The sequence below is a fragment of the Mesobacillus foraminis genome, from assembly GCF_004340465.1.
Classification (GTDB): Bacteria; Bacillota; Bacilli; order Bacillales; family Cytobacillaceae; genus Mesobacillus_B; species Mesobacillus_B foraminis.
On the sequence record NZ_SLVV01000013.1, the window covers coordinates 21,428 to 40,165 of the forward strand.

Consider the following 18,738-nt stretch of genomic DNA (forward strand, 5'->3'; position numbering starts at 1 on the left):
AGTATTCAAATCTACCTCCGAAAGTACTTAATATGTAAACACTGAATTTTCAGCAACGTTGACACTAATGGGTTTCTAAAATGAATTGAAAGAGAGAGCCAAATTACCCTACGCTGGATTGTATTTAAAAGATTTCTGAAAAAATGTAGGATTTCTAACTTTTTTAACGAGTTTTAATTATATGAGAAGTTGTCACCAGTGACAGGTCTAGTGAGAATCGATAAAACTATTATCGTAAAGAAAGTAGAATAATCTAATCTATTCCTAAAACTAAGCAATATATTTAATTTTTTGTGTGAATTTGCTTTTTATATTTATCGCAACACATTAATTAAGTATCATAAAATAAAAGAAGGCACACCGAGAAGTAGATCGGCTTTGTGCCTTTTTTAACTTGGCATAGCAGTCTCAGCAAACGTACTGCAGTTTCTCAGTCAAAGCGCTTTACATTTACTTTTAAAAAAAAACCGTACCTTTTTCACAACTAAAAAGTACGATTTGGGAATTTCTTATTTACATACATATTTTCTGTTTTGCCAATCTTGTAAAACTGATTATCATTTATTAATCTATGAATCCTTATTTTGTTCCTTCTTTACATTTTTAATGCCATTTATTCGGAAAGTGGTTGGACTCCCAAGGAAGCAGCAAGTCTGTTCAATTCATCCAGTACTCCATCTGAAACCGGAATCCCGTTTTCCATCCGGGAAGCTTCCACCCCAAACTCGATTTCCCCAGGAAGATATAGTTCCTCCACGCCTGGGGCGCGAGCTGCCTGTTTTACATACTCCCCAAGGGTAGAACTCAAACGCCCGAACGTACCTACCTCCATGAAAGTGGAGATGTCTATTACAATCATTAAGTGGGAGATGCTCTGCTTCTGGGTCGTATCGTACATGCTCGGAATCATCTTGGAGAAATCCCCACCTGACAACACACCCGTGAGAAGTTCTACCATCATAGCGAGCCCGAATCCCTTAGGCCCTCCAACCGGTAGCACGAATCCCCCGTCGAGGACAGCGGATGGGTCGGTTGTGGGTGACCCGTTCTTGTCGGTTCCCCACCCTTCAGGGATGGATACACCTTTGTTCTTGGCAAAGATGATTTTTCCGAGGGCCACATTTGAAAGGGCCATGTCCAAAAGAATTGGGTTCTTGCCATCCGACGGGGCAGCGATGGCCAAGGGATTGTTCCCAAGTACCTTCTCCGCTCCTCCAGTCGGAGGCATGAGAGGGGCGGTGTTGCTCATGACAATCGCAATCATGTTTTTTTCCGCTGCTTTTAAAGCGTAATGGGCGGCAATCCCGAAATGATTCGAGTTTTTGACCGACACGGCCGCAATTCCGAATTCCCTTGCTTTCTCGATGGCCATGTCCATTGCTTTAGTCGCCACGACTTGGCCGGCCGAATAATGACCGTCTATTAGGGCCGTCCCCTTGTGTTCCTTTTCTACCGTAATATGGGCTTCCTTCAGAATATATCCCTTCTGAATGCGTTCAATATAAATCGGGAGCCTCATGAGTCCATGACTGTGGATCCCTCGTGCATCAGCCTCAATCATGGTTGCAGTGATGACGTCGGCTTCATGATCCGGAACCCCTGCCTTCTGGAGAATGCTATTGGAGAAATCTCTCAAATGAGAAGCTTGAAAATCCATATGTATCCCTTCTTTCTTCTATTCAGTCTTATTTAATGGGCAAATTCTACATGTTTACGAATACTTGGTCGTTCTCGACGGACACCTCGTAGGTTTTCACTTTTACTTTCTCAGGGGCAAAAAGAGATTTCCCTGTCCTGATGTCGAATTCCCAGCTGTGCCAAGGGCAACGAAGGACTTCCTTTTCCTTTTCAAAGATGTATTCCCCGACTTCATTGGATGTGCAGCCTTTATCCATCATCCCATCCGACAGGCATGGCCCCTTGTGCGGGCACACATCTCGTAGGGCATAGACGCCCCCGTCCTCGGAGCGGACGACCACGACCGCCTTCCCGTTGATCTGGACCGGCACTTTTTGAAACAGTTCCAATTCCCTCACCGTGCAGACCTGATGCCTCATCTCATCCACCCTTTCCTAAAGCCCATAGAAATTCCGGGCGTTCTCAAACAGAATTTTATTCTTGAGCGTTTCGGACACCCCTCCTGGAATGGTCCTTTCCGGTGGATCGAAATCCCAGTGAGGATAATCCGACGCGTACATGATCATGTCCTCGGAACCCATCATGTCGATTACGTTCAAAAACTGCTTTGGTGTAAGGTCATCCCATGGCTGAGTCGTAAACCTCATGTTGTCACGGAAGTAATCGCTCGGCATCCTCTTGACCCAAGGTGTCTCCGCACGGAGCGCCTTATAGGCGGAATCCATTCGGTGCATCATAAACGGCACCCATTCAAACCCGCCTTCCACAAGTGCCACCTGAAGGTCAGGGAACTTATCAAACACGCCGTTGGTAATAAGTGAGATGGTCTGGGTCATGTAGGCCTGCGGGTGGACAGATCTCCATGCCACATAATAACGGAGGAAATCCCCTCCCTGAGCAGTGATGGTGGCGGACAAATGCATGGCAACCTTTAGTCCATACCGGTTCGCTGCCTCAAAGATTGGGTGGTACATCGGGTCTCCCCAAGCGAAATCCGCAATCGGCAACATCACCTGTACCATCTGAGGATGAGAGGCAACACGTTCGATTTCTCTAACAGCGGCAACCGGATCCTGTGGGATGGTGATGCTCCCAAGCAGGCGCTTATCCTTCGAGAGCCATTGCTCAATGGTGTAGTCGTTATAGGCGGATGCTCGAGCGGCGGCAAATTCATACCACCCCTTTGCCACACTTGCCTCGTAGAACCATCCTGTCAGGACGGCATAGGTCATATCATGCTTATCGAGTAGCTGTTCCTTCAGGAGGTTAAAGTCGCTTCCCGGTGTTGACCCGTCTTCCGGCCTCGTGTCCATCCGATATTTTGTTTCTTTACGAATCTGATTGAATGGAATGCTCCTCTCGGGAACCCACCCATAATCGCGGATATACCGCTGCCAGTGTTCACTCATATAAGGAAGAAGGTCCCTGGTGGATTTGATTTCATGATGCACATCTGTATCAATAATGCCCTGGAGGGTCTTCTTTGGTTGTTTTTCTAATTTTGTTTCGGTACTCATGATTTTTCCTCCTCATTTATCGTCATGACAATTTTTCCAAGGTTCTTGTTCTGTTCCATATAGGAGTGGGCCTCATTGGCCTCCTTCCAGCTATACACCCTGTCTATGACAGGTGAGAGATCTCCATCAATAAAGCGTTTCCACGAAAAATCTTGGAAATGTTCGATCAAGGAAATCTTGTCTTCCGTCCTCCTTGACCTTAGCGTGGACCCGATGAGGGACGCCCTTTTCCTCATTAAGGAACGTAGTGGTACTTTTTCCACTTCATATCCTCCCATCCCGCCGATGACAATCCACCGGCCGTCCACGGCTACGGATTCTAGGTTCTTCTCGAAATAAGAGGCTCCGACAGGATCGAGGATGACGTCCGCCCCGTGCCCCTGCGTGAGGTCCCTCACCCGTTCGGCAAAATCCTCTTCCCGGTAATTAATGAGGTAGTGGGCGCCTAGCTTCCGGCATAACTCAAGTTTCTCGTTGCTTCCTGCCGTCGCAATCGGAATGGCCCCGGCTGCTAGGGCAAGCTGGATGGCGGATGTTCCGACACCGCTAGCGGCAGCATGGATCAGGCAGAAATCTCCTGACTTTAGTCGACCGAGTTCAAAAAGGTTGAGATAGGCGGTGAGGAATGCTTCCGGGATGCCTGCTGCTTCCTCGAAGTCCATCCCTTCCGGCAACGGGAGGCACAGCCCCTCATGGACCGCTACTTTTTCGGCATATCCCCCTCCCGCAAGAAGGGCGCACACGCGGTCCCCCGGCTTCCACCTTGTGACCTTTTCCCCTGTTCTTTCCACCACTCCCGCCATTTCAAGTCCAATGATAGAAGATTCTCCTGGAGGAGGTGGGTATTTCCCCATTTTCTGAAGAAGATCTGCCCGGTTCAGGGCTGTCGCCTTCACCGATACCAGCACCTCTTCCTCACCTATGACGGGATCCTTGCACTCCCCTATGTAAAGCGTTTTTGTTGTGTCCTTTACCAGCAAGGCCTTCATTTTCAAGCCTCCTTTTTTCATATAAAAAAACCCAGCAACAAAGAGAGGTCCTCTCTTGTCACTGGGTTTTACCTACTTTCCGAGACCAAATTTGGGTTGGCCCCCATAGATAACCAGCTTTCTTATATCCTGACCAGTCGGCTTTCCTGATACCGATCCCACGCAGACCGGATGGCCTGCACTACGGCTCCCTGGGAAGGAACCAGACAATGCTTCTTCACTTTCTCCAATAGCGGGTTGATGCCCTGGGTTGTGTCATACCCCTTGATGAGCGACGAGATATAGGTATCCATCAGGTCCGTCAGCACGGTGAACTGGGCGTCTTCAATCACACCGGTCCTCGTGTTGATCACCAGCACGACACCAATTGTTTTATACGTCTCATAGACGGTTGTCCCCTTAGGGCCTTGCGCGAATCCTGTCACAAGGATGGTTTCTTCTGTTTTCATGGGCTCCCCTTCTGTCAAAATATTAATTATGTTCAAATAATATTATATGACAGAATAGTAGGGGCATTCAACCGCTTTTTACCCCATGAACCGGCCGCCATTCACATCCAGGACCGAACCCGTCATGTAGGAAGAATCACCACTCGCTAGGAATGTAATGGCATTCGCCATCTCTTGTATGCTGCCAAGCCTCCTAAGCGGGATGGCATCTAACACTTCTGCCTGTTCGCCTTCCGGCATGTGGTCCCATGTTTCCTGTAGGCGTTCCCCGGAAAGGACAAGGCCTGGAGCGATGGCATTGACCCGGATCCCGTAAGGGCCGACCTCCTTGGCGAGCCTCCTGGTGAATCCGACAACACCGGCTTTTGCCGCCGCATAGGAGACACCCGTCACGATGCTAGCGGTCCTCCCGCCGATGCTCGAGAGGTTGATGATGCTCCCTCCCTGTTCCTTCATGACAGGAACGGCTGCCTGTGAGACAAGGAACGTTCCCTTCAGGTTCACGTCGAGGACGAGGTCCCAATCTTCCTCTGTAATGTCTTCCAGTTTTTTCGGAGTCCGAAGGGCGCCACCGGCATTGTTGACAAGGATGTCCAGCCGGCCGAACGTGTTCATCACATGGTCGACCATGGAAATGACCTGTTCCTTGTTGGTGACATTGGCGGCAAAACCGTCTGCCTTTGCTCCTTTGTCACGGAGTGCGGTGACAGCCTCTTCCACCAATTGGCCGTCGAGGTCGTTCACGACCACCGCAGCCCCTTCCTTCGCCAAGGTCTCGGCCATCGTGAAACCGAGCCCTCTGGCTGCCCCCGTAATCAGGGCTACTCTCCCTTCTAATCTCACAACGACTCCTCCTATATTTCAATATCCGTCCCGAAAAGTTCCTTTTTGTTTTTCATCCCGGCAAGGATCGTTCCGACGAGAATGACCGCAGTGAGGATGAGCAAGGTGACCGAAATCGGCCTTGTGAAGAAGATTCCCGCGCCCCCGTTCGAGATGGCCAGAGACTGAAGAAGAGACGACTCCAGCTGGCTTCCAAGGACAAGGGTCAGAACTGTCGCAGCGATCGGGAGCTCAAGCTTCTTCATGAAATAGCCGATCACCCCGAACACCATCATGAGCCCGATGTCAAAAACGGAGTTCTTGACGGTGTAGGCACCCACCATCGTAAACATCATGATCAGTGGGAGTAGAATCTTGTATGGCACCTGTGCGACTTTCGCCCAAAGGTTGGCAAGTGGGAGATTCATGAGCAAGAGGATGACGTTCCCGATGAACATGCTCGCAATCACCGCCCAGGCGAAATCTGCATTTTCCCTGAAGAGTTTTGGCCCAGGCTGAAGGCCATGCATGATAAAGGCCCCTAATATGACCGCAACGGTCGGCGAGCTCGGTAGTCCCAGGGTGAACAACGGGATGAGGGAGCTTCCGCTGGTCGCGTTGTTTGCGGTCTCAGGACCCGCAACGCCTTCAATGGCCCCTTTCCCGAAGGAATCGGGATTTTTTGAAACTTTCTTTTCAAGCGCGTAGGAGGCAAGGGCCGATAGGACCGCGTTTGCTCCAGGGACGAGACCAATAAGGAATCCGAGTCCCGTTCCCCTTCCGATCGATTTCATCGTCGGGGCCCATTCCTCCTTGCGAGGAAACATTCCCTTCACTTTCGCCGGCTTTTCCGCCCTGTGCTTCTGATCGGCATTGTAGAGGATCTCGGATATCCCGAAGAGGCCCATAGCCACAATGACGAAATCAATTCCTCCGAAGAACTCTGGAAGCCCAAAGGTGAAACGAGTGCTTCCTGAAACCGGGTCAATCCCAACGAAGGAAAGGAGAAGTCCGAAAATGGCGGCGATAAAGCCTTTAATCAATGATTTTCCCATAAGCCCGATCAACATCATAAGGCCGAGAAGCATGAGTGAGAAAAATTCGGGAGGTCCGAATCGCAGGGCGAAATCCGCAAGAGGCGGCCCGATGAAGGCTAGCCCAAGAAGCGCGGTAATTCCCCCGACAAAGGAACCGATTGCCGATACCCCAAGGGCGACACCCGCCCTTCCCTGCCTGGCAAGTTGGTGCCCGTCGATGCAGGTGATGACGCTGGCTGCCTCCCCGGGGATGTTGATGAGGACCGATGTAATCGTGCCTCCGTACATAGCGCCGTAATAAATCCCAGACAGCATGATGATCGCAGATGTCGGTTCCATTCCATACGTTAGCGGGATGAGGATGGCCGTCCCTGCTACAGGGCCTAGTCCTGGCATGACACCTACGAACATTCCTACTGATACTCCGATAATGCAAAACAAAAGATTCTGCCAGGTAAGGGCCTGAGCAAACCCATTCAGCAACAAATCTAAGGATTCCATGATATCACCCCTTTACCATCCAAGTGCGTTCACTGGCAACGGGATAGCCAGTGCTTTAGCGAATATGAAAAAGATTGCGAGTGTGATTCCGACGGACAAAGGGACTGTGTAATACCATTTGAACGTTCGAATCAATAAAAGGATAAGGCAGATGGTGCCGGAAAGGACAAAACCGACCCTTTCCAAAAGAAAGACGAAGACCGCCATGGAAAGGAGGATGAGAAGGAAGTCCACCCATGAATTCCCCTCGGGGAGGAGTTTCCTTATATGTATCTTTTCTTTCAGTGAACTGAATAGGTAGATCACCGACAGGACCAGCATGATGATGCTCAGCCATAGCGGGAAAAATCCGGGCCCGAATCCAAGTGCTCCATCATAATCCACCTTTGTGCTTTGATATAGGAATGTTCCGGCAAAAGCCATACTCACGATGGAAGCCCAAATGCCAGCATTTCGCATGATGTCACCTCTCCATTGGAGCTGGGCGGACGGTACCCCGAACGCCCCCACTCTTTTTATTTCAACCCAATCGCCTCAAGGACTTTTCCGTTTTCCTTGTAGTCGTTGTCAATGGTCTTCTGGAACTCCTCACTGCTCTTGTAGACAGGCTCGGTTCCAATCTTCTTAAACTGCTCAATCACAGCAGGATCTTCTAGTGCCTTCTGGAACGAGTCGTGTAGGACCTTGACGACATCATCTGGAACTTTGGATGGTGCCATAAGGCCTGTCCATACATCCGGTTCCACATCCACTCCCTTTTCCGTCAGCAACGGAACATCCTTGAGTTCTTCCGGCTTAAAGGTTCCGGAAATCCAAATCGGACGGAGCGATCCTTCCTCAATATGGGGAATCGCTTCAGGTGTCTGAACGAGCGCTCCCTCGAGGTTCCCACCGAGGAGGGCGGTCAAAGCGGGTGCGCCGCCCTTAAATGGAACATGCTTCACCTTTACACCTGTCTTGGTCATAAGGTTTTCCATCGTGATATGCTGAGTCAGCCCGGCACCACTTGTTCCGTACGTGAACTTATTGGGGTTCTTTTTAACATATTCCAACCAATCTTCATAAGTCTTGATTGGAGAATCCGATTTTACGACGAGTACGTTCGGGGTCGCTACCACCTGAATGATCGGCTTAAAGTCTTCCGGCTTGTAAGCCACTTCCTTCGAGTGGGTCTTGATGGTGATCGGACCGGATGTCGCCATTCCTATGGTGTAACCGTCCGGCTTCGCCTGGACCACATCATTCATCCCGATGGTCCCGGCCCCTCCGTCCTTATTGACAATTGCCACTGTTTGCTCGTTTGGAAGATACTTGTTGGCCAAGCCTGCAAGCGCGCGTGCAGCACTGTCAGTCGTACCTCCTGGCGCAAACGGAACCACCATGGTAATAGCCTTTGTCGGATAATTGGATTTTGCCCCTGCCTTTTTCTCGCCTGTTGCCTGGCTTCCGCATCCGGCAAGGCCCATGGCCAGGACTGCTGCGGCAATCGGGAAAAACAATGCTTTCTTTTTCATAAACATCCCCCTTTTTTCTAATTAGATGGTCGAGCCTACCGTTTGTTTGACACGGACCGGATTGGAAAGGATTCCGATATCCTCTATTTCTGCTTCCATCACATCCCCATCCTGAAGAGGTGAGACGCCGGATGGAGTTCCTGTAATGATGATATCCCCTGGCTCCAGCCTCATGACATTGGATACGAAGGAAATAATCTCCGCGGTAGAAAAAATCATGTCACTAGTGTTTGAGTCCTGGCGGGTCTCTCCGTTGACCCTCAGCAAGATTTCAACGTTGTCAGGGTTGATGTCCGTTGAAATGACCGGCCCGAGCGGCTTATAGGTGGAAAAGCTTTTCGCCCGAGTGAACTGTCCATCCTTCTTCTGAAGCACCCGGTCCGAGATGTCGTTGCAGATGGTGTAACCGCATACATATTGAAGCGCATCTTCCACGGATACCTCTTCGGCTTCCTTTCCAATCACGATCGCAATCTCCGCTTCATGTTCGGTCCGGTTCTCCGGGTTTGCAATCACGACTTCCTCATCCGGTCCTACGATGGCGGTCGGAGAGACCAGGAACATCATTGGCTCGGAAGGGAGAGGCTTGTTGACTTCCTCCGCATGCTTCTTGTAGTTAAGGCCAATGGCGATAACTTTGCCAGGCTGAATCGGGGCCAAAAGTTTTGTATCCGATAATGATACTTTTTCATCTGTGACAGTGTAATCTCCGAAGATATCACCTTTAATTTTGTTAAGGACATCCCCTTCAAGTACCCCATAATGAATGGAACCGCTTTCTAAAAAACGCGCAATTTTCAATTTCCTTCCTCCTCTTTTAAAAAAGTCCATGAAAAAGACCCAATGACAAACAACCCCATGATGCCGGGTATGGTTGCCGCTGAGTCATATCTAGGAATTGAGAAACTATTTTAGTAGCTCCCCAGTAGATATTCAGCTGATAATATATTACGAAAGTTTTAATTATCTGAATCTTACCACGACTAAAAAACTATTGTCAACATGGAAATGTTGTTTATTATCGAAAAAAAGGGGATTCCCCCGAAGAGGATTCCCTCAGGGGATCATCGATTTTGGGCAAGGGATAGGATGATCCCATAAAGAAGGGCCGTCCTTTCCGCAAGGCTGTCGAGCCATAAGTATTCATCTGGGGAATGGGCGTATCCTCCGACTACCCCGAGTCCATCCAGGACCGGGGCTCCTGCACTTGCCGCAAAATTCCCGTCCGACCCTCCTCCCGTCGTGACTTCTGTTAAGGATAGACCAAGTTGTTTCCCTACCTGGGATGCAATGTGAAACAGTCTTTCGGTCTCCTCGCTTCTCGGCATGGGCGGACGGTACATGCTCCCCTTCACCGTCAAACGAGTTTTGGTGTTAAAGGAAGAAAGGTTCTTAAAGGCTTGTTCCACCCTTTCCCCTTCCTCATGCTCCAACACCCTCACATCTACTTCTGCGGAAGCAAGTTCTGGGACCACGTTGAAGAGGGTCCCGCCTTTGATTTCTCCTATATTGATGGTGGTGCCGATGGAGGGGGCTGCAAATCCAGTGATTTCAATAAGCTGGCGGCATAATTCCTCAATGGCATTCGCGCCGTCTTCGGGGTTCACCCCTGCATGAGCGGCGATTCCCTGAACCTCGACAGTGAATTTGCCTCCACCCTTCCTTGCGGTCTTAAGCGCGCCACCATGCCCAGAGGGCTCTAGGACGAGCACCGCTTCACTTCTGGCCGCTTCCTCCATTGCATGGATTTTCCCATGGGGACTCCCAACCTCTTCATCGGAGGTGAGGAGCCATAAAATTTTAAGATCGACAGGAAGAGAGCCTTCCTCCAGGAGATTGAAAAGGTGGTACATCATGACATAAGAGGCCTTCATGTCATATACTCCTGGCCCATACACCTTCCCTTCCTCGAACCGGAAAGGCATCGATTCAAGAGTACCCCGAGGATAGACGGTATCCAGATGAGAGAGGATCGTAATTTGCCGGGGTCCTTGTCCCCATTCTATTTTCAAGTGGTTTCCTACCTCTTGTTCTACAACCTCCTGTATCTCTACTGGAAAGACTTCGAAGGCTTTTTTCAAGATGCCGACCAGCTTGTTGATGCCATCCTTGTCATGGGAAAAGCTCTCAGTTTCCACGAATTTTTTCATTAAGGTGAGGGAGTCCTGTTCCTTTTCCAGCAATTGCTTCAAGACCTCTTCCACTCTCATACCGGCACCTTCCATTCGTATTCCGCCCTCTTTCCATTCAGCACATTGATAATGTTCCTCGCTGTAATCAAGCCAACTTCCTCCAGGGCTTCCGTGGTGTAGCCGGCCATGTGGGGCGTGGCGATGAAGTTCCCGAGCGTAAGAAGGGGAGACGTGTTCGCTGGTTCCCGCAGGAATACATCGAGGGCAGCCCCTGCAATCTCACCCGCTTTCAACGCTTCATAGAGGGCTTCTTCATCGACGATGCCGCCCCTAGCCGTATTGATGAGATAGGATGTCTTTTTCATGTTCCGAAAGGCGTTCCAGTCAAACAGATTTCTAGATCCTTCGTTGAGGTCGGTGTGGATAGTAATGAAATCACTGGTTGAGATCAGGGTATCCTTGGATACATACTGGACTCCGGAAGCCATCAATTCGGAATCCGGGAAGGGATCCAGCGCCAAGATGTTCATGGAAAATCCTTTTGCTCGCTGAATCACTTCCTTTCCAATTTTCCCTGTCCCGATGACCCCTAAGGTCTTTCCAAATAATTCAGTTCCGATCACCCTCGGCCATTCTCCATTAGAAACCTCCTGGTGTGCAGAGGGGATATCGCGCGCAAGGGAGAGCATGAGTCCCAGGGCAAGGTCGGCGACGGCATGTCGGTTGGCTCCAGGGGCGAAAGCGACAGGAATGTTCCGCTCCTTCGCCGCAAGAAGGTCAATGTTATCCACTCCTGCTCCGTGCTTGGCAATCACTTTAAGGCTTTTGGCCCCCTCCAATACCTTCCTCGTCACTTTCTCCACTCCGACAATCAGTGCATCACAATCCTTAAGCGCCTCAGCGAACTTTTCCTCGTCATCCGCCACCCCGGGTTCCAAGATGGTCACACTACAATGTTCCTTTTCAAGGTATGTAACGGGTTTATTCGAATACTTTCCGAACGTCGGAGATGATGAAACGATTTTATACATGTGTCTTCCTCCTTTTAAATGCCGACCGCCTTAAGGTAGATCGGGATGATGAATAGCATGACCAAAGCAAATTTCAGGTTCCAGTGCATCGAAACCTTGAATAGGTCCTCCTTCAACAGTGCGGAAAGCAGGTTGTTGACGGCAGTTGCTGGTGAGACTGTGTTGGAGATTCCCCAGCTTGACAGAAGGAGGATGGCAAAGAATTCATGGGAGAATCCTAGTTTGAGAGGATCGATGCTCGTTGCCACTATCGTTACTACTACAATGGGATGTAGGCCCATCACGGCTGTCGCCACAATGGAAAAGGCGATGAGATAGGCAATTAGGATCTGGTACTGGGAAAACGCTCCGTTGAGCCCTTCCACAATGGCATTGCTCCATCCGCTCTTCACAAAAGCCCCGCTGAAGAAACCCGCTATCAGGAAGAGGACGATTTCCTTTTTCATCCTCGGGATTCCAATGAAGACATGGTTCTTAAGCTCTTTTTTATACGCGGCTCCCTCTCCCTTCAGCAAGCACCAAAAAAGCGGATAAGTGGCGGAAAGGACGCAAATGATGAACGTCATGGTCGATGATGTCAGCCTTTCTGCGAGCAGCACCGTGGCCACCATGATGAATAGGAGCAAAAACAGCTCCATGACCTTCCACTTCGCCTTTTTCCTTTCCCTTTCGTCGTGGTGTTCCTCCCGTTCATCTGCTTCTTTTTTCAAAGCATATGGTCTTTCGAACAGGTAACTCACAATAAGGGCGATCAAACTAAGACCCAAGGCGTACAGAAGGACGTCAGTCCACTTGACAGAAAGGCTGCTCAAAATGAGTGCCATCGCCGAAAAATAAGGAGACCAAAAAATGGTGCTGACGAACCCTCTGTTGATGCTGGCAGCCACCAACCTCTTGTCTTGGATTTGGGAGGCTCTGGACAGTTCATGGACAATGGAGATGGCGCCAATGTTCAAAACCACCCCAAGTAAGTGGGAAAGGAGACTGGATCCCGCAAAAAAGAAGTTAGGATTATTCATTTTCCGTGCCAATAAGGTTTTCAGGGCTTCCACATAACCTCCAGTCCTGACAGGAATCCCAAGGAGAGGGGTAAATAGGAAGATGGCGACAAGGGTAAGGTTTACCCGGGCAGCCTTCAGCCATTCCTCCAGACTGGCGTGGTACAGGATCATCAGGAGGATTCCCGCGGACAAAAGGGACAGCGAAATGACCATAAAGGATCCCTGTACCCGTGGGAGTACCCAAAGAATGACCAGCATGATGACAAGTGATACCACCATTTTGACTAGGTGTACCGGAATCAGCTCTACCAGCATATACCCGACTGCCAACAGGCCAATCATGATCCCTTGCCGGTCCCGTGCAGGTTCTGCAAGTGAATTCATGTTCATCTTCCTTTCCTAGACATGAAAAAAACTCAGTCCTATAGCAAGGGACTGAGTTTTTACTAAATGACAAGGCTTTGATTAGAGCCTTCCCGATAGAAACCCATTGATGAATTCATTATAACGAGGAATGTGCAAAAAAGGGAAGCGTTTTCTTTTGTTAAAAAACGATTTATTGCTTAGTAGAAAAATTTAACGCTTTTAAAAAGGAATTGAATCCCTTTTTCCTTTTAGTTTCGCATCCATTTTGTATTGTCCAAAATTCCGCAATCTTTTTCTTATTGTTGGGCAGAAGTTTTGAAGACAGTTCCAAGATATAAATATTATTATTTATAACTTTATTAATAAATACAAAATTATTAGTGGTTCGAAGTGTCCTATGTAAAAGAGACTACCTAAAGATCTGGCAGCCTTCCTTATTTTATTTGCTCCAATCACCACTGATAAATTACTTAAAGAAAGTTAATTAATAGCAAGATGGCACTTGTAATTGGTGTGAGAACCATTCCAGATCGTAAGACGGCCCGCGGTAGTTCCTGGTTAACTTAGCTCCCAGGTATGTACCAATGATTGTCCCTGAAGCAACTTTTTAAGAATAGCGCCCCTCCCAAATAGCCATTTTGAAAAAAGCCAAAGGATCCGAATAGAGCAATTGGCAGAATGACAAGCATGGCAGTTCCCACAGCAATCCTAATCGGGAAATGAAGCCATTTAATCAGGGACAATGGGATAAATGGGGCAGCACCTATTCCATAAATCCCGGATATTAATCCATTCCCCATTCCAACGGCCATATATTTCATTGTTTTCAGCTCGAATTCCTGGTTTTGTTCTTCTAAGTTTAAATTCGTCCTCAGCCAAAGTAGCAGTCCCGATAAAGCTAAGCCTCCCACAGTGAAAAACATTAAAACATTTGGATCTATAAACGGCGTCAACTGGGTGCCAAGATAAGTGCCAATCCCTCCAAAAAAGCCCACTTTTAAGTCTTGCTTTAAATTTAAGTTTCCTTCCCGAAAATGGATCCAGCTTCCCGTCAATGTACTTAAGCACATGGCGGCCATTGCAGTCCCTAAAGCCGTATGGATTGGTACGCCAAATATCGTAACAAGAATCGCAATGATAAATCCGGATCCCCCTGCCTCAATAAATCCTAATATGATCCCAAGAAAGAACATTGTAATGGTTATACTCATTATTATTTAACCATCTCGAGTAAATTTAATGCCAATCTGTTTGTTTTTGATATAAATATCCAGCATCTATGAGCTTTTGCTCCTCCTTTGGATTGGGGGGGCGATTTTCGGGAGTTAAAAAAAGCATGCAGACAAGATTGTCTGCATACTCCCTCACTTAATAATTTGCAGTTTTATTACCCGCAATAATCGAGCGGAAATCATAACTTCCCGACTCTAGTTCATAAACCGCTTTTCCCTCCTGTTATTTTAAACAAGGCATTAGCCTTGACGCGGGTATATCTGTTTATATTTTTTTATGTTAGCTTACAAAATCTCTGCATGATGATGTACATGATAGCTGCATTCCAGGCAGCCAAGCCGACCTGAATGCCACGTTTACCCATAGTGACTATTTACTTGGATTCAAAACAGCTGTAGCACTTTTCTTATATACCTCGCCGCTTGAATACACGATATACGCGTAGTAAGTTTTGCCGTTGGTCAGGCCCTTAACGTGAACCCCCTTCGAATTGTAATTGACGTTGGAATACTTTTTAAAGGAGTCGGCTTCGCCGGTTTCTGAAATATATAACATGTAACCCTTTCCGTTGGCCGACTTGATTTCGAAGTCGATGTTGCTTTGCCTGTTTCCGTTGGACACGACCATAACAATTTTAATCAAAGCATCAATAGCAGCCTGTAAGGATGCCTTTGCGGAAACGATAGCATCGTGGGTAGATTTATCGTTGGCCACTACTGTTTTCGCAGCTTCCAAAGCAACTTGAAGAGCTTGCCAACTGTCATCCGTATAGTCTTCTACCAACAGTTTTTCCGCTTCTTCAATCAATCCGCGCAGTAGCGCTTTGTCTTTCTCCGCAACGCTATCATAAACAAGGGCTTTTGTATACGTTACTAGCTGCGTGTCGCCGACCATGCCGTAATCAGCTGGTGGCATTTTAATGGAGTACCTGCCACCATTCGGGGGAGGCGGACCACCAGGAAGATTATTACTATTAGGATTCATGCCCGGATATTTAAGGTCGATCAAGCGGTTTCTCAGGGTGCTGGACACCTCTACCTTAATGGTGTTAACACCCGGCTGGAGCAGCTCACTGACGTCTACGGTGCCGGCAACGATGTCTAGACCCCTCGCCCTCTGTCCGTTGACCCACACGTATGCGGTGTTACGAGAGAGAGATTCTATATCAAGATACGCGCCGTTGGCGTCGGACCAGTCCTCTGGTAGCTTAAAGGTGGTAGTGTAGGTCCCTATTCCGGAGACTTTATCCCCCACAGCCGGAATGTCTTTCCAAGGGATCAACGAAGTTTTGCCCACTACGATGGGCGTCTTTTTAGTCGTCCAGTAGGATTCGGTCGTTGTATAGCCCTTGCCCCGGTTCTCTGTGATATCCACCAGTTCACCTCTGGTCCAGTCTTCGACCGTCAAATTCCATTCGGGCAAGCTGATGTTGGCTGGCGCCTGGATTTCGTTAACCACTTCAGTTCCGTCACTAAGCACCGTTTTGTAAGTACCGGTTTCCGTGGCGTACACGGACAGGGCGCCATTGTTTAGCAGCGCTTTATCGGCATTTGTGGAGACGGCGTGCACCCCATCGCCAGGGTTTTTCAGATCGAGCGCGATGACAGTGGTTTCGCCGGGCTCAAGGGTCAAGTCGAAGCTGATACGGCCATCTTTAATAGTATAGTCGCCCAGTTCGGCGATTTCGCCGGTCCATGTGTTGATGGTGTAGGGCTTACCTATTTCACTTACGCTGATGTTTATGTCATTATTTAAGTCGAAGTTTACCTTTTGGGGTTTAAATTCATCGTCCGACATGAAATTGTACGCCCACAGGTAAAGCGTATCGTCGGTTTTGCGCATTACAGTGAAATAGTTCTTGTTGGATTCGGTAAACTCAGCGCGCGGACGGATACCCAAGTCTTGCAGTGCTTCGAGAATGCCAGTCTTGTTGTAGAAGTATTTGTCGTCATAGCCCCATCCCTCTGGATCCGGATTGTGCGGATCGGTCGGCAGATCATCCGGACTAAGTTCAATTACATTAGGCAGTGCCTTTAGCTTAGTTACGATACCTTTCAGTTGGGCATCGTCTTCGCCAAGACCCAAAGTATAGGCAGCGGCCTGCTCGTGGATCTTGCTGACGGACCATAATGCTTTGCTGACAGTGTCAGCATTCGGGCTACTTGAGCCTATCGCCTGGCCCCAATTGTTTGTGCCCTTGGTGAGCATATGTCGAACGTTAAGACCATTCACGAAGATGATCGGCAGGCCTTTCTCGGCCAGCTCGAGCAACTTCTCGGCGCTTTTCACTCTCATGTTTTCCTGATAGACAATTACAGCCTGATAGCCCACATTCTCGGGAATCAGACCCTGGTCTGGGTCGTAATCGACGATGCCTTCAGCTTCCAGATTTTCAAGATTTTCAGGTGCCAAGAAATTATAAGTGTATCCGGCGTCCTGCAAAGACAGATCCTTCATGAAATTGGCCTTGCGGTTGCGCATCAGATCTACGTCCGTGGCGGAACCGACGTAATCGTGGACAGTATAGTAGTCGGTATGCATGATCGCCAGATCGACCTGCGCCTTGCCCTGCTGGAGGACTGCCTGATCGCGGGAGATCTTGGTCATGAAATCGTCATAGTGATCAAAGGCCGGTTGACGAGGACCTAAGCGATCACTAAAATTAGAACTCATCATATCGTTGCCGGGCCAGTATGTTGGAGTCCCTTGTTTATCATCAATCGGCTTCACACCTGAGAGGCTGGAGTAACCGTGCCACACCGTGTGCTGGATGCCGCCGGCAAACTGAGTATTGACCATCCTCATGTACCGTTCCAGACCGTGCGCATAGGTCTGACCGTTAAGAGCTCCAGTCTCGGATGAGAGGCGGCGGCCATAGACGTTAGCCGCTCCGGCAAATCCCCGGTAGTTTTCAATCTGCTCGCCGAAATCCAACGATTCAGCTTCAACGTAATCTACACCGCGACCTGACAGGGAGAGCTCATAGGGCAGATTGAAGGCAATTTCGGCACGAAGCTTCATGTTTAGCTCTTTGTTTAGCCATTTTTTGAGCGGAAGAAGCACATTATTAACATAAGAATCCGTCATGACGGCGTACAAGTCGGCGCGGATCTTCGCCTCCTTCACATCATTGTTGCCCAGCATCTTTGTGAGATATTGCGTATACTCAGCACGAGAACCGGTACGAATGATGTAAGGCAAATAGCGAGTCAGGTCATAACCATGACGCTTCTTGAACTCGTCCATAAGGGTATATCCCCAGAATTGACCTGTCTGGCCATTCGAGGTGGAGACTTCAAGAGAATCCATGTAGATCTCACCCCGGCCATTCTCGCGGATGATCTTTTTAAGATCGTCAGTGAAAAAGTCTTTTTCATAGAAGTCGATAAGTGCTTCTACTCCGTAAGGATCTATATAGTTGATGGTGTAGTTCGTACCTGATGATGGCGTCGCGCTTTGGCCGGTAGCCTGTATCCAGAAGGAGTAGATGTCATAGGTGCCGTTGTCAGGTGGTGACCAATTCAGCGTGAAATCTGCCTGGCCGGTGGGGTCTTTCATTTTCTCTTTCGTAACGGGTGCGCCGTCGCGTTTGACCCTGTCAGTTAGTACAACTGTCGCCTCATCGTCATACACCATGGCCCTTTCCGGGTCGGACGTGGCGTACGCAATATTGCCGGCCGTGTTTATAGCGCCATCCGAAGAGGGGTCGCGTTTCATCGCGACGACGGCGACCAAATCCTGTCTGGACACTTCACGACCCGTCTTGCTAGACCTGGTAAGCGTTCCGTTGAACTCCTCGCCGCCGGTTACGGTCTGGATCCGATAGCCAAGTGACTTGCCAGCCCCATCGTCATCGGGTTTGAGATGTGTATCGGGTAAGTTAGCGTTTGACCAGTTGGTGCCACTTGTCATGCTGAAACCCATGCCGTACTTTGTGGCTTCCTTGATGATCAGCGATGTATCGTGTTTCCATTCCTCCGAGCCCCAGGCATAAATATTCGCAGGTGTCGTGTCGGATGTCCAACCATACTTTCCACTCGTGTCTAGGTCTGCAGGCAATCTCTCGCCTCCATCTCTGTATACGATTTCGACAACACTAATACCCATATCGTGGAGCTCTTTAACGCCAGCGATGATGGTTTCATCGGTGTGTAAACCATTCGACATCCACCAGCGGCTCCCTGGCCAGTATTCTTGATCCGGCTCGTCAAGGAGTTCCTTCTGGGCAGCAATAAATTCATCAATCGGATCGGACACCGCTTTTTTAGCGGTTTCGGAGCCGTCCACACCGGTATCCTTAGCATAGGAAGTTACTCCGGAAGATGCTGTGGTAATGCACATGATCAATGCTAATAAAGTTGCTAGGAACCTTTTGCTTCTCAATTGATTTCCTCCCTTTATAAAATTTGTATACAATACAGTGAATACTGTGTTGCATCAATCTAAGAAAATAATAATATCCTTCCAAATGGTTGCGATCAGCCCGATGCATACGCTTACATTAAACA

The 18,738-nt window shown here is 48.8% G+C and carries 15 protein-coding genes; all 15 read right to left on the minus strand.

Features of this window, described 5'->3' with window-relative positions; genetic code table 11:
* Positions 1 to 613 precede the first annotated feature (613 nt).
* Positions 614 to 1,657, minus strand: coding sequence for an Ldh family oxidoreductase (locus tag EV146_RS21775; RefSeq protein WP_132010723.1), 1,044 nt, complete (start codon positions 1,655 to 1,657; stop codon positions 614 to 616).
* Positions 1,658 to 1,703: 46 nt separating this feature from the next.
* Positions 1,704 to 2,057, minus strand: a complete 354-nt coding sequence (locus EV146_RS21780) for a Rieske (2Fe-2S) protein (protein WP_132010725.1) — start codon at positions 2,055 to 2,057, stop codon at positions 1,704 to 1,706.
* Between the two features lie 15 nt (positions 2,058 to 2,072).
* Positions 2,073 to 3,155: an amidohydrolase family protein gene (locus tag EV146_RS21785; protein ID WP_132010727.1), complete on the minus strand. Its 1,083-nt coding sequence runs from the start codon at positions 3,153 to 3,155 to the stop codon at positions 2,073 to 2,075.
* Positions 3,152 to 4,165, minus strand: a complete 1,014-nt coding sequence (locus EV146_RS21790) for an NAD(P)H-quinone oxidoreductase (RefSeq protein WP_241994008.1) — start codon at positions 4,163 to 4,165, stop codon at positions 3,152 to 3,154. Before EV146_RS21790 ends, EV146_RS21785 begins: the two co-directional genes overlap by 4 nt.
* Before the next feature lie 101 nt (positions 4,166 to 4,266).
* The gene (locus tag EV146_RS21795) at positions 4,267 to 4,629 is read right to left on the minus strand and encodes a DUF3870 domain-containing protein (RefSeq protein ID WP_158287167.1); all 363 of its coding nucleotides are present in this window, start codon (positions 4,627 to 4,629) and stop codon (positions 4,267 to 4,269) included.
* 42 nt (positions 4,630 to 4,671) lie between these two features.
* A complete protein-coding gene (locus tag EV146_RS21800; RefSeq protein WP_158287168.1) occupies positions 4,672 to 5,436 on the minus strand; it encodes an SDR family NAD(P)-dependent oxidoreductase in 765 nt (254 codons plus the stop codon).
* Positions 5,437 to 5,447: 11 nt separating this feature from the next.
* Positions 5,448 to 6,953: a tripartite tricarboxylate transporter permease gene (locus EV146_RS21805; RefSeq protein WP_132010733.1), complete on the minus strand. Its 1,506-nt coding sequence runs from the start codon at positions 6,951 to 6,953 to the stop codon at positions 5,448 to 5,450.
* Between the two features lie 12 nt (positions 6,954 to 6,965).
* The gene (locus tag EV146_RS21810; protein WP_132010735.1) at positions 6,966 to 7,412 is read right to left on the minus strand and encodes a tripartite tricarboxylate transporter TctB family protein; all 447 of its coding nucleotides are present in this window, start codon (positions 7,410 to 7,412) and stop codon (positions 6,966 to 6,968) included.
* Positions 7,413 to 7,468: 56 nt separating this feature from the next.
* Complete coding sequence (locus tag EV146_RS21815; RefSeq protein WP_158287169.1) at positions 7,469 to 8,467, minus strand: Bug family tripartite tricarboxylate transporter substrate binding protein; 999 nt, start codon at positions 8,465 to 8,467, stop codon at positions 7,469 to 7,471.
* A 21-nt stretch (positions 8,468 to 8,488) separates the two neighbouring features.
* Positions 8,489 to 9,268, minus strand: coding sequence for a fumarylacetoacetate hydrolase family protein (locus EV146_RS21820; protein ID WP_132010739.1), 780 nt, complete (start codon positions 9,266 to 9,268; stop codon positions 8,489 to 8,491).
* A gap of 263 nt (positions 9,269 to 9,531) precedes the next feature.
* A complete protein-coding gene (locus EV146_RS21825; RefSeq protein ID WP_132010741.1) occupies positions 9,532 to 10,692 on the minus strand; it encodes a M20 family metallopeptidase in 1,161 nt (386 codons plus the stop codon).
* On the minus strand, positions 10,674 to 11,630 hold the full coding sequence (locus EV146_RS21830) for a phosphoglycerate dehydrogenase (protein WP_132010743.1): 957 nt from the start codon (positions 11,628 to 11,630) through the stop codon (positions 10,674 to 10,676). The genes EV146_RS21825 and EV146_RS21830 overlap by 19 nt, the downstream gene beginning before the upstream one ends.
* Before the next feature lie 14 nt (positions 11,631 to 11,644).
* Positions 11,645 to 13,015, minus strand: coding sequence for a hypothetical protein (locus EV146_RS21835; protein ID WP_132010745.1), 1,371 nt, complete (start codon positions 13,013 to 13,015; stop codon positions 11,645 to 11,647).
* A gap of 545 nt (positions 13,016 to 13,560) precedes the next feature.
* Positions 13,561 to 14,208 (minus strand): sulfite exporter TauE/SafE family protein, encoded by a 648-nt coding sequence (locus EV146_RS21840; RefSeq protein ID WP_132010747.1) that lies wholly within the window; start codon positions 14,206 to 14,208, stop codon positions 13,561 to 13,563.
* Between the two features lie 391 nt (positions 14,209 to 14,599).
* Positions 14,600 to 18,613 carry a glycosyl hydrolase gene (locus tag EV146_RS21845; RefSeq protein WP_132010749.1) on the minus strand — a complete coding sequence of 1,338 codons (4,014 nt, stop codon included), beginning with the start codon at positions 18,611 to 18,613 and terminating at the stop codon, positions 14,600 to 14,602.
* Positions 18,614 to 18,738: the final 125 nt, after the last annotated feature.